Annotated in this window: 12 protein-coding genes; all 12 read right to left on the bottom strand. The window is 42.7% G+C overall.

The genetic code is table 11. The features are described from left to right. Positions 1–64: 64 nt before the first annotated feature. The 12 genes from BM043_RS15575 to BM043_RS15635 all read right to left on the bottom strand — a co-directional run bounded on the left by BM043_RS15575 (position 65) and on the right by BM043_RS15635 (position 12,629). Positions 65–1,213 (bottom strand): galactokinase, encoded by a 1,149-nt coding sequence (locus BM043_RS15575; RefSeq protein WP_092793408.1) that lies wholly within the window; start codon positions 1,211–1,213, stop codon positions 65–67. A gap of 2 nt (positions 1,214–1,215) precedes the next feature. After that, the gene (locus BM043_RS15580; protein WP_092793322.1) at positions 1,216–2,241 is read right to left on the bottom strand and encodes a LacI family DNA-binding transcriptional regulator; all 1,026 of its coding nucleotides are present in this window, start codon (positions 2,239–2,241) and stop codon (positions 1,216–1,218) included. An 89-nt stretch (positions 2,242–2,330) separates the two neighbouring features. Further along, the gene (locus BM043_RS15585) at positions 2,331–3,311 is read right to left on the bottom strand and encodes a M28 family peptidase (RefSeq protein WP_092793324.1); all 981 of its coding nucleotides are present in this window, start codon (positions 3,309–3,311) and stop codon (positions 2,331–2,333) included. Further along, entirely contained in the window at positions 3,301–4,794 is a 1,494-nt protein-coding gene (gene cysS / locus BM043_RS15590; protein ID WP_092793326.1) for a cysteine--tRNA ligase, read from the bottom strand. Before cysS ends, BM043_RS15585 begins: the two co-directional genes overlap by 11 nt. A gap of 173 nt (positions 4,795–4,967) precedes the next feature. After that, complete coding sequence (locus tag BM043_RS15595; protein WP_092793328.1) at positions 4,968–5,555, bottom strand: hypothetical protein; 588 nt, start codon at positions 5,553–5,555, stop codon at positions 4,968–4,970. A gap of 237 nt (positions 5,556–5,792) precedes the next feature. Next, on the bottom strand, positions 5,793–6,011 hold the full coding sequence (locus BM043_RS15600) for a type II toxin-antitoxin system HicB family antitoxin (protein WP_092793330.1): 219 nt from the start codon (positions 6,009–6,011) through the stop codon (positions 5,793–5,795). A 402-nt stretch (positions 6,012–6,413) separates the two neighbouring features. Further along, positions 6,414–7,940: a bifunctional phosphoribosylaminoimidazolecarboxamide formyltransferase/IMP cyclohydrolase gene (gene purH, locus BM043_RS15610; protein ID WP_092793332.1), complete on the bottom strand. Its 1,527-nt coding sequence runs from the start codon at positions 7,938–7,940 to the stop codon at positions 6,414–6,416. Between the two features lie 186 nt (positions 7,941–8,126). Continuing rightward, the gene (locus BM043_RS15615) at positions 8,127–8,651 is read right to left on the bottom strand and encodes a BRO-N domain-containing protein (RefSeq protein WP_092793334.1); all 525 of its coding nucleotides are present in this window, start codon (positions 8,649–8,651) and stop codon (positions 8,127–8,129) included. 30 nt (positions 8,652–8,681) lie between these two features. Next, complete coding sequence (gene purN, locus BM043_RS15620) at positions 8,682–9,251, bottom strand: phosphoribosylglycinamide formyltransferase (RefSeq protein WP_092793336.1); 570 nt, start codon at positions 9,249–9,251, stop codon at positions 8,682–8,684. Positions 9,252–9,356: 105 nt separating this feature from the next. After that, positions 9,357–10,598, bottom strand: a complete 1,242-nt coding sequence (locus tag BM043_RS15625; RefSeq protein ID WP_092793338.1) for a glutamate-5-semialdehyde dehydrogenase — start codon at positions 10,596–10,598, stop codon at positions 9,357–9,359. Then, a complete protein-coding gene (gene proB, locus BM043_RS15630) occupies positions 10,591–11,673 on the bottom strand; it encodes a glutamate 5-kinase (protein WP_092793340.1) in 1,083 nt (360 codons plus the stop codon). Before proB ends, BM043_RS15625 begins: the two co-directional genes overlap by 8 nt. An 83-nt stretch (positions 11,674–11,756) precedes the next feature. Next, complete coding sequence (locus BM043_RS15635; protein WP_092793342.1) at positions 11,757–12,629, bottom strand: geranylgeranylglycerol-phosphate geranylgeranyltransferase; 873 nt, start codon at positions 12,627–12,629, stop codon at positions 11,757–11,759. Positions 12,630–12,643: the final 14 nt, after the last annotated feature.

Genomic DNA, 12,643 nt, shown 5'->3' on the forward strand with positions numbered 1-12,643 from the left:
AAAATTTCAATTTCACCCATTTGAAAGTTGCGGAAAAAAAAGCCTTGTATTTGACCTGAAAAAATCAACTCACTATCCGAGCACCTTCACTAATTTCCACTGAAATAAAAGAAGGTTTCATTCCAAATTCCTCTTGGTACAATTGATGTATTTTTTCTTGAAAATCGGATATTTTCTGGGTTTCTATCAAATTGATCGTACAGCCACCAAAACCTCCTCCCATCATTCGGGAACCTAAAATACCGGGAAAATTTTGGGCTTTTTCGGCTAAAAAATCCAACTCAGCACAGCTGACTTCATAATCTTGACTCAGGCTCTGATGCGATGCGTTCAATAGTTTCCCAAACGATTTCAGATCTCCCGATTGAAGCGAATCCGCTGCGGATTGAACTCGTTCACATTCGCTGATTACGTGTTTGGCTTTTGGGAAAAGGGAGGCAGGAAGTAACTTTTCCACTTGATTTAAATCCGGATTTCTTAGATCCCTGAGAGTGTTAATTTCTGGAAACTCAGCCTTCAAGATCTCCACACTTTTTTCGCAAGCCGCCCTTCGCTGATTATACGCCGAATCTTCCAACGAATGCTTGACATTGGAATTGACCAAAAGCAAGGAATATTCGCCAAGATTCACAGTAATTTCCTGATGCTGATTGCTTCGGCAGTCCAAAAGTAGGGCATGATCTTTTTTTCCAAATGCAGAGGCGTAAGGATCCATGATGCCGCAATTCACTCCCGCGTATTGATGCTCGGAGTTTTGGGCATATTTGGAGATCGAAAGTAGAGTTAATTTTAAGCCAAATAGTTGAGATAATCCTGTGCCAATAGATACAGATAAAGCTGCCGAGGAAGATAAGCCCGCACCCACAGGAATATCCCCACCGATCATCATATCAAAACCTGCGAATGGATAGCCAGCTTGCTTCAATTGAGCCAGAAACCCCATCACGTAGGTGCTCCAATGCCCTTTTTTGGGGGAAAAGCTTTGCCAATCAAAGGTGAATTCCTCTTCAAAATCCATAGAATAAAGTCTACAATAGGGGAGTTGGTTTTTTTGGACTCCCACCCAAATCCCAAATTGGACTGCTGCGGGAAATACGAATCCTTCCTGATAATCGGTATGCTCTCCTATGAGATTAATTCTTCCTGGAGCAAATGAAATGATTGGGGTACTTTCAAAAGTTTTTTGAAAAAGCTCCTGTAGCCTAGCTTTCAAATTCAAATCGTTTTTTGTGAGGATTTTCTTGGAACCAAAGTAGTGTCCAAAACAATGGAAATCGGATCGTCAGATGCCAATCCGTCCAGTTGGTCAAGTAAATGACTGACTGCCAATTTTCCCATTTCGTATCCCGGTTGGGAAACGGTGGTTAATGGGGGTTCGACCACGGCTGCCGTAGGATTATTGGTAAAACCTGCTAAAGCAAACTCCTCGGGGACTTTTACTCCTTTTGACTTCCAATAAGTCAAGACGTCCACCGCCACGGGATCGATCATACAGAAAACTCCATCGGGTTTGGTTTTCATTTCCATGATTTCTTTGGCTACCCTGACATTGTCTTGTTCGGTCAGGTCGGAGATTTTGATCAAATCGCTTTCCTCCGCAATTCCATATTCGGCCAAAGCTTTGAGGTAACCTTCTTTTCGTTTTTTGGAAATGTAAAGATCTTCCGGGCCTGATACATATACAATTCTGCGACAGCCCATTTCCAATAAATGATGGGTGACTTGATAGGCTCCTCCGGCATCATTGAAGGTGATTTTGGATACGGGAATATCTTCTTGCACGCGATCAAACAGCACAAATGGAATTTCCCGGCTGTAGAGTTCGTACAGGTGTTCGTAGTGGTTGGTTTCACGGCTGAGCGAAATCAGCAAAGCATCCACTTGTGAAGCAACCAAGGTTTTGATATTGGCAATCTCCTGATCGATGGATTCGTTGGATTGACAGATCATGACATTGTAGCCACGTTTATTGGCATGATCCTGAATTCCGCTGATGCAGGAAGCAAAGAAATGAGAAGTAATCTCAGGGACGATGACACCGAGGGTTTTGGTTCGGCTGATGCGGAGACTTTGCGCCAGCAAGTTGGGCTGGTAGTTCATCTCCTTAGCCATCTCTACGATCTTTCGTTTAGTCTCGGGATGAAGCTCCGGTGAATCCTTCAATGCACGGGAAATCGTAGAAACTGAGACCCCTAGTTTCTTGGCAATTTCCTTCATGGTGACCTGATGCCCTTTCTTCATGATTTTTTCAATTACAGTGAAGATTTATTTTCAAATTGATAATCACAAGCCTTACTTTTTGTTTGAATTGCAATTAAATAAGAAAATTTTTATTCCTGATATACTGTAAATAAAACAGTTTCTCCGACAGCTTGCAAGGATCGGCGGTCAATCAACTCCATATTATCCAGATGGGTATGATGATATCGCCCAAATCCGAGGTCAGGGGAAAACTCAATGATGTCAATCATGGGGATTCCAGCATCTCTATTGACAAAGAAATGATCGTCGATTATTTCGGGCGAATCCTTGTAAATAAAATAATCGGAATGGCCTAGTTGATGAGCATTGTCCCAGACTTTTTTCAGAATGCCCGAAGCAAAATTTCTGGAATATCCTTCACGGTAAAACTTGGCTCCCTTGGCACCAACCAAATCGACCAAAATTCCATAATAGGCCGTGTAATTGGATTCATGCTTGTTTTTGGACCAATGCTGAGAACCCAAACACCACCAGATCTGTGAGTTGTCCCTGACCCGAGCATTTTCTGGTTCTCCGTCATCTTCCCCGTCAAAGAGAATAATGTCAATTCCAACGTCCGGTTTGAGATTTTGGGAAGCAATCGTACGGGCGATTTCCATCAATATGCCTACACCTGAACCGCCGTCATTGGCACCGTCGATCGGTTCGTCGATCCGCTCGGTATCTTTATCGGCAATTCGCCGGGTATCCCAATGTGCCGCTAAGAGGATTCTTTTGCTGGCTTCAGGCTGAAAACTGGCGATGATATTGCTAAGGTCCCAAGTCAGTCCATCGTAGGTTTTTGCCTGAAAATCCTGGGTTTGGACTTCCCATTCCCATTGCTCCAGCTGGCTTAAAATCCATTCTTTGGTGTCTTGGTGACCCTGAGTACCGGGGACTCGCGGACCAAAATCCACTTGTTTTTGTACAAAGGCATAAGCCGAATCTGCATTGAATTCGGGGTAGGGTTTAAGCTCTTTTTCTGGAGCTCTTGTTTCTGTAGCTTTTTCACCGGAGCAAGCCCAGAAAAGAGCGATTAAGAGCAGAAAACCATAAGCACTATTCTTCATAAGCCCAGTCAATTTTGTCTTTCATATCCTTCACCACAAAACCCATGGCTTTTAATCTTGCCCGGATTTCGTCCACCTTGATATAATCCCTCGCGGTTTTGGCTTCGCCATATAGCTTGAGCATCAGATCGAGCATCTCATTTTGAACATCACTTTTTTCCTCGATCAATCCCAAAATATCGGTTACAAAGGTGGTGTAGGTGTCTTTTAGTTTGGCAAAAACATCCTGACCCAAAGCGGCTGATTTCAACTGTCCGGTAAAGATTGAGTTGATTTTTTTCAACAGATTGAATAAGTGACCAATTGCCTGAGCCGTGTTGAAATCATCGTCCATGGCCCGATAAGCATGGTCAATACTGGATTCGATTTGTTGGATTTGAGTTTGATCCAGTTCAATCGATTGATCTTCCTGGTATTCTAAAACCCGGGCAATTCGGAGCCCATTGATCATTTTTTTGTACCCTTTTTGGGCAGCTTTCAAGGCGTCATTGGAAAAATCCAAGGTGGATCGATAATGTGCCGTCAGCATGAAATAGCGAATCGTCATCGGACTGTAGGCTTGCTCGAGCAAGTCATGCTGTCCGGTGAAAAGCTCCTGAAGATTGATAAAATTACCCAGGGATTTCCCCATCTTCTGCCCATTGATGGTGATCATATTGTTGTGCATCCAGTATTTGGCGGGATCCTGATGATTGCAGGCATTGCTTTGGGCGATTTCACATTCATGGTGCGGAAACATCAAATCCATTCCTCCTCCGTGAATATCGAATTGATTGCCTAGATACTTCGAGCTCATGGCTGTACATTCTAGATGCCAACCGGGGAAGCCCATTCCCCAAGGCGAATTCCACTTCATCAGATGCTCGGGAGCTGCTTTTTTCCAAAGTGCAAAATCCGCTGCATTTCGCTTTTCGCCTTGGCCGTCTAGGTCACGGGTGCCGCTCATGAGATCTTCGAGGACCCGACCGGATAGCTTTCCGTATTTATATTTTTTGTTGTATTTCAGCACATCGAAATACACCGATCCATTGATTTCGTAAGCGAGACCTTCGTTCAGAATAGCCTCGACCAAAGCGATTTGCTCGGGAATATGACCCGTGGCCCGAGGCTCTATACTGGGTTTCCAGGTATTCAACAAAGCCATATCCCGGTGATAAGTGTCGGTATATTGCTGTGCGACTTCCATGGGTTCGAGTTGCTCTAGTTTGGCTTTTTTGGCGATTTTGTCCTCGCCTTCATCCGCATCTCCTGTGAGGTGACCCACATCGGTGATGTTTCGGACATAGCGAACCCGAAAGCCAAGGTGTGTCAAATACCGATTGACCGTGTCAAATGTGACTGCCGGTCGACCATGTCCCAAATGCGCGTCTCCATAGACCGTAGGTCCACAGACATACATGCCTACAAATGGCGGATTGATGGCTTGAAATTCTTCCTTTTCCCGCGAAAGGGTATTGTAAAGTTTGAGGTTATGCGACTTCATAAGTCTTCAAAAGTACGAATTACGAATGACGAAATACGATTTGTAGGTAATCTGGTTTCAACGAATTCGCAAAATAGGACGAAAATAGGGGAGATGGAAGTTTGACGCTGAGGATGCTGTCAATTTTGATCAGATTGTGCGCTGAATTTTCAGAGAAAAAAGAGTCCAGCGCTTTACTTTTGATACTGGTAAATAGTCGAAAAGTGTTCCTGAAAACCAAATTCCGGATATCGCTCCAGCTCCTTGATCAACCTGCCCTGAGCATCATAGCTGTACTCAAACATAGGTGTCAACTTTCCATCTGGAGCTGTAGGGATTGATTTGTAAATCAGTTTTTCTTCCTCATCATAGACGTAGTGCCAATCTCGAATAGGGGAATCTGGCTGCGTGAAAACCATCCAAACTTGGCGCTGGATTCGGTTTTGATCATCGTAATAAAAATGATATCCCTCCTGATGTGAAATCTGCGGACCGAAAATTATTTTTTCCAATTGATCTTGCTCATTGTACTCGTAATCGAAATAAACCGTGTTTCCTCGCTTATGTTGGATTAATTTATCAGTCGAGTCGTAATGGTAAGTAAAGACATCTCCAAAAACATATTTTTTTCCATCAAATGGAAATGCCTCTTTTTTGACTAGCAGATTATTCTCATAAGTATACTGCACAAGGCTGGAAGTATCATAGGATGTTTTTTTTAGGTAGACATCAAAAAACTCCCTTCCTGAGGCATCATAATATTTATCATGAGTGGAAATCAAGGTACTTCCTTGGTATTTGGTAATATGGGTTGATTTGTCATCAAAATTGACCGCTAATTTCTGAAGTTGGGAAACAGAGATTTCGGGAGGATTTCTAAAAAGTCTTCTTGTCCGTCTTCACCAGTGATAGCGCATGAACAGAATAAAATTAAAAAGAGAAGGTAAAGGTGTTGTATTTTCATTTGAACAACTAAATATCAGATTTCAAATTAAAGCTACTTAAATCTTGATACGCATTTAGGCAAACATCAATTTACCTTTGGGTTTTGGGATTGTCCTCCCCATTTCTTGTGCTGTTTCAATCCATTCTTGAATTACAATCTCAACATTTTGAAGAGCTTCTAAATAACTAGCTCCATCGGAAGCACAGCCAGCAAGTTCTGGAACCTCTGCAATAAACGCTTGGTCGACGTCACTCCAGTAAATTATAATTTCGTATCGTGGATCAGTTTTCACTATTTTCTAGGCTTAGTTGATATTTCAATATAATTAATCTTACTTGTTTTACCTGATAAGGTTTTGCTTTACCATTTTTTTCTTGAAGATTAAGGATTTTTTTCCACACCTTCTTTGCTAAATATGTAGTGACTGCCTTTTATTCTTTCCGAAAAACCAAAAATCAAAATCAACTTTCTTAAATCTATAAAGGTAATGTTGGCGTCTGAGTTTCCGGATAGGATTTTGGCTACAAGTTTTTCATACTTGCCCATAGTCTAAATTAATCTATTTTTTGAAATTGATCTTCAATCTTGAAGTTGATTTTTGCTGTAAAAAAACCTCCGATCCCAATGGGACCGGAGGTTTCTGAAATGTTGAGCTCAGACCTTCGAGGTTATTGAAACCTCAAAGGTCAGTCAATTAATGCTTAAAATGTCTCACTCCTGTCATGACCATGCTCATGCCATGCGCATCGCAATAGTCAATGCTGTCTTGGTCTTTGATAGACCCCCCTGGCTGAACGACTGCGGTGATTCCAGCTTCATGGGCGATCTCCACACAATCTGGGAAAGGGAAGAACGCATCGGATGCCATTACTGCCCCTTTCAAATCAAATCCAAACTCCTTGGCTTTGATAATGGCTTGGCGTAAAGCATCTACACGAGAGGTTTGCCCTACACCAGAGGCAAACAATTGGTTGTCGTTGCTTAAAACGATGGTGTTGGACTTGGTATGCTTACAGACTTTGGCGGCGAAGACCAAAGCATCCATTTCTTTTTCGGATGGAGCTTTCTTGGTGGCTACTTTGAAATCCGATTTGCTCTCAGTTGCCAAATCTTTATCCTGTTCGATGACTCCATTGAGGAGTGTTTTGATCATTTTAGTCCCCGGCAATGCCATTTTTTGGCGAAGCAGGATTCGGTTCTTTTTGCCTTTCAACACTTCCAAAGCCTCTTCTGTAAAATTCGGTGCAATCAATACTTCAAAAAACAGCGAATGCATCTCTTCGGCTGCTGCTTTGTCCACCGTCTGATTGGTCACTAAAACTCCTCCAAAGGCAGAGGTGGTGTCGGCGGCAAATGCTTTTTGATATGCCTCTTTCACCGTTTCCGCTGTCGCACAGCCACAGGCATTGGTATGCTTTAGGATGGCAAAGGCAGTTTGGTCGGGAAACTCAGCGATCAAATTCACCGCCGCATCTACATCCACCAGATTATTGTAGGAAAGTTCTTTCCCGTTTAGCTGGTCAAAAAGTCCCTCCAAGTCCCCATAGAAATGGGCAGATTGATGGGGATTTTCTCCATAACGAAGCGCTTTGGCTCTGCTTTCGGAAACCTTCAAGGAAGGAATTCCTTCACTTTGGTTGAAATAGTTGAAAATATGCGTATCGTAATGGGAAGAAACCTGAAATGCCTGCGCGGCAAAATAGCGTCGGTCTTCTAAAGTTGTTCCACCATTCTGAGCTTCCAATTTGGCTTCGAGTTCTGCGTACTGGTTTTTGGAAGCGATGATGGTGACATCTTTGAAGTTTTTAGCAGCAGCTCGGATCAAGGAAATCCCTCCGATATCAATTTTCTCAATGATGTCAGCCTCTGAAGCGCCGGAAGCGACTGTTTCCTCAAAAGGATACAAATCCACGATCACCAAATCAATGGCTGGAATATCAAATTCTGCTGCTTGGCTGACATCGCCATCATTTTCTCTTCGGTATAAAATCCCTCCAAAAACCTTTGGGTGGAGGGTTTTTACTCTTCCCCCGAAGATGGAAGGATAGGAAGTCAACTCTTCGACAGGGATGACTTCAGCGCCTTGCTCTTCGATGAATTTTTGAGTGCCACCGGTGGAGTAGATTTTCACTCCGTGTTTTTTGAGCAAAGCAATGATAGGTTCGAGATTGTCTTTATAAAAGACAGATACTAAAGCAGATTGAATTTTTTTGACAGCCATTTTTAAGATGGATAGGTGTGATTTTCAATGAAGATGCAAAGGTAGGAAAAAAGGATGGAAGGGGAAGTGGTTTCAGGTTTTTGGGCTTAAACCGAAACAGATTTTAGAGTGTAATTAGAATAGGATGAAAAGTGAATTGCCTCAGGGTTTTACTGAGAAAAATAGCTTGCTCCCTCACAAAAAAATCTAATACTTAAAATCCTGTGTTTTGAGCAGGGCAAAAATCACCTCTAAGTCATTCATTTTTTGATGGATGGGGAGATTTTTTTGATCAAGTAAAAATTCTCTTCTCCTTTTTTTCCAGCTTTCGGGATTAGTTAAAATGTCGTAGAGATCTTGAAACTGTTTTTTTGTCAGCTGGATATTTTGGTTTTTGTTGCCAAGATCCAAGTTTAATTTTCTAAGCCAATCTCTAAATAAATGTATTCGGCCGGAATTCATATTGACGATTATTCGCGTCAACCCAATTGCACTTGCACTATTGACAGGTTGTCGACCACCTTTGGTCATTTGCTCGACAGGAGTCCATATTTCTTTCCAAATTTCGGCAATCTTTTTATTTTTTTTGCGAAGGTCCTTGGTGGCTTTAAATGGATCTTGCTGATTGGTCAAAGCTCCAATAATATCAGCTATCGCAAAGTACCAACCTTCGCGCTCCTTGTCCCAAGTTACTCTCACATTTTTATCTCCAAACGGTTCGACTTTACTCATGGCTGAGAGTTTTTAAATATTATCTGAAACTTACGATTCTTTTTTTATTATGCTCTCGATGACTTCAGGAAAATAGCGATGTTCCAATGCATGCACCTTTTCGGCAATTGTCTCTGGACTATCCCCAGGCGAAACTGGCGTAGCTGCCTGAAAAATAATTTTCCCCTCATCATAATTTTCATTGACCAGATGAATTGTAATCCCAGTTTGGGCATCTCCCGCGGCCTTTACTGCTTCGTGGACTTTCATTCCATACATGCCTTTGCCACCATAATTGGGCAAAAGGGCGGGATGAATATTAACCATTCGATCAGGAAAGGCCCGGATCAAATCTTCCGGTATTTTCAATAAAAAACCCGCCAAAATCACCCAATCGATTTGTTTTGCTTGAAGTTTTCGAAGCAAATCTCCCGCCTCCATTTCCTTGCGGGTAAACGTAAAACCGGGGACGTCGAATTTCTTTGCCCGCTCAAGCACAAAAGCATCCGGTTTGTTTGAGGCAATTAAACCTACTGTTGCTTTTTCGGAGTTTTGAAAATGCTCCATGATTTTTTCGGCATTGGAGCCACTTCCGGATGCTAGGATGGCAAGTCGTTTCACAGGTGGTTTTTAGAATTCGTATCGAAATTAAGAAAATCTGACAGGTGATGAAAATCAAATTCAATTCTTGGTTGGAATAGCGAAAAATTGCCAATTTTTATCCTATCATCCGCGAACTTGTCCGTTTCCACGAACTACCCATTTGTAGCTGGTCAACTCCCGCAGTCCCATAGGCCCACGGGCGTGTAGTTTTTGAGTACTAATTCCGATCTCTGCTCCCAAACCAAATTGTGCCCCATCGGTAAAAGCCGTCGATGCGTTGGCATAAACGGCAGCAGCATCTACTTCCAGCAAAAAACGATCGATTGCTTCTTGGTTTTCAGCAATGATGGCTTCAGAATGTTTGGATGAAAATCTAGCGATATGGTCCAAGGCCTGATTCAAATTCTCTACGGTTTTGATCGAAAGCTTTAAACTCAGGAATTCAGTACCAAAATGACGTTCATTGGCCTCTGAAATATTTGGGTTTGAACTCAAAGCTGCAAACGCATCCGAATCTGCAAAAATCTCAACTCCTGCGTCAATTAAGGGAGCAATGAGATGTTCCAAATTAGGCAAATGTGATCTATGTATAATCAGACAGTCCAGAGAATTGCAAACACTGGGCCTACGGGTCTTGGCATTGAGAATGATGGCTTTGGCTTTTTCGAAATCCGCTGACTCATCGACATAGGTATGCACGATCCCGGCACCGGTTTCGATGACGGGTACTTTTGCGTTTTGCCGGACAAAATCAATCAATCTTTGAGACCCTCTTGGAATGATGACATCCACAAAATCCACTGCTTCCAAAAGTGCTTTGGTTGCCTCACGATCTGAAGGCAGAAGCAGAAAAGCCTTTTCTGGAAATTCAAACTCGCGCAGCACTTGATGGATGAGCTGAATAATGGCTCTGTTGGAAAATTCGGCATCCGAACCGCCTTTCAAGATTAATCCATTTCCAGATTTCAAAGCCAAGGAAAACACATCCAACGTGACATTGGGGCGAGCTTCGTAAATAACGCCGATCACACCGAGAGGGACACTGATTTTCTCAAGGTAAAGTCCATTGGAAAGAATTTTTTCTTCCAGCCGAAGATGCAGGGGGCTGGGCAGTTTTTGCACGGCGAGCATTTCCCGGGCGATGCCCTGAATACGCTCCTCAGTCAAAGCCAACCGATCATACATGGGATTGGTGGCGTCCATCCGATCGAGATCTTTTTGGTTTTCAGCCAAGAGAAACCAAGTTTTTTCTTCCAATAGCTCAGCCAAGCGTGCCAAAACTTCTCCCGCCTGATCATTGCCAATTCGAATCAATTTCCGACTGGCTTCTTTTACATTAGCAAAGTATGGATTGTACTTATTCATGATCAAATAGGTAAAGATAGTTGTAATGAATAATGGCTTTTTGCTGGCGCTGACCGATTTTTTCCAAGGCAGATTTTGACGAATATTCAGCCCTGCCGAGTCCGATTTTTTCTCCCTTTTCATCCCGAATCAGCAAAATATCGCCTTTTGAAAATTCCCCTTCCACCCGAGAAACCCCAATTGGGAGTAGGCTTCGAATCACGGTGGAGGTAAGGGATTCCTTCGCTCCATCATTGATAAATACCTCGCCTTTGTAATAATGGCTTCCATGGGCCAGCCATTTTTTTGGCGCTTGTTTCTGCTTTTGCGGCTCAAACCAAGTGCAGCGCAAACTTCCATCCAAAAAAGCTTCGAGTACTCCATCATTTTTTCCATTGGCGATGAAAACTTGAATGCCCAAATCCGCCGATTTTTTGGCCATGGCATACTTGGTCAGCATGCCGCCCCGTCCAAAAGAAGATTTGCTGGCTGAGATATATTGGTTGATTTCCGGCATATTGACTTGCACTTTTTCGATGAGCTGAGAGCTTGGGTTTTCTGGATTTCCGGTAAAAATCCCATGGACATTGCTCAAGATCATCAAGGTGTCCGCATTAATCATAGCAGCCGTGAGACCTGCCAGTTCATCATTGTCGGTAAACATCAACTCGGTGATCGTGACGGTGTCGTTTTCATTGACGATGGGGAAAATATCCTGCTGCAACAAAGCCTCGATGCAGTTTTTCATATTCAGATAATGCTTTCGATCCCGGAAATCCTCCTTGGTCACCAAAATCTGTGCAATGGTTTGCCCATGCTTTTCAAAAAGATCCTGGTACCGATTGATCAATTGGATTTGCCCGGTGGAGGCCCAGATTTGTTTTTTGAAAACTGGGTTGAGTTTTTCTGGTAAAAATGCTTTTTGCCTTCCGAAAGCCACTGCTCCCGAACTGACCAAAACCACTTTCTTTCCCGCAGCTTTCAATTTCATCACCTGATCCACGAGATGTCCCATCCGATGCAGATCTGGCAGACCGTTGGCTTGGGTCAAAACATTTGATCCGATTTTGATGACGATAGTAGTACTGGGTAGCATGAAATTTGAATTTATTCAACCAAAAGTAGGATAATGGGATCAGATTTCTAAAAATCGATAAGTTTCTTTGATGTTTTGATTTTTTAGAGAAATCCCATGCTTAGCGTCCCTACGAGCATCAGGATTTTGGCAAAAGTACTCAACTGGCTAAAGTGGGATTTTCGATCTGCCAGATAGACTTTTCGCATAAACCATAGAAAAAACAGGCCGAGTCCGCCGAAATAAAAGAATAGCTCCGCTTTGTTGATTTCAAAAGTGATGATCAAAATGGCGGATACAAATCCTATGGCAATCAAAAAAATAACTTGTTTGGTTTTCCGAAAGCCAAGCACAATGGGCAAGGTACGACAGCCATGTTTGCGGTCTCCATCCCGGTCTTCAATGTCCTTGATGATTTCTCGGATAAGATTAAGAAAAAATGCAAAAATGGCATAAGTGAGCACCAAGAGTTCATTTTTTTGGTAGTAAATGGCGATCAAATACACGGAAAGTCCCGTGAGAAATGCAACGGTCAAGTTGCCGATAAAAGGTTCTCTTTTGAGTCTATTGCTGTAAAGCCAAAGTAAGAAAGCCGCAAAAAAGCAAATGAGTGCGATTCGCGGAGCGACCAAATAGCCAAGCCCAATAGCTGAAAAATTGAGGATGGTATGGAGGAAAATCACGACTCGACGTTTGATTCCTTTTCCTACAATGACCTCATCGGGCCGATTGACATAATCGATTTTGACATCATAGTAATCATTAATCATGTATCCTGCGGCGGTGATCATCAGAGTTGCAAGGATCAGTAAATACAGTTTGAAATCCTGTAAAACTGGGATTCCTGACCAGCTTTCCTCCACCAAAAAATAGGCAGTCATCAATTGGGTGAAAGCCACCAAGAGCAAATTGACCGGACGGCTAATCCGAAAAAGACCTCTGAAAGAAATCGTTCGCTCCTGATTGATGGGTTTCATTCTTCAAAAATACG

The sequence above is a fragment of the Algoriphagus hitonicola genome, from assembly GCF_900113375.1.
GTDB lineage: Bacteria > Bacteroidota > Bacteroidia > Cytophagales > Cyclobacteriaceae > Algoriphagus > Algoriphagus hitonicola.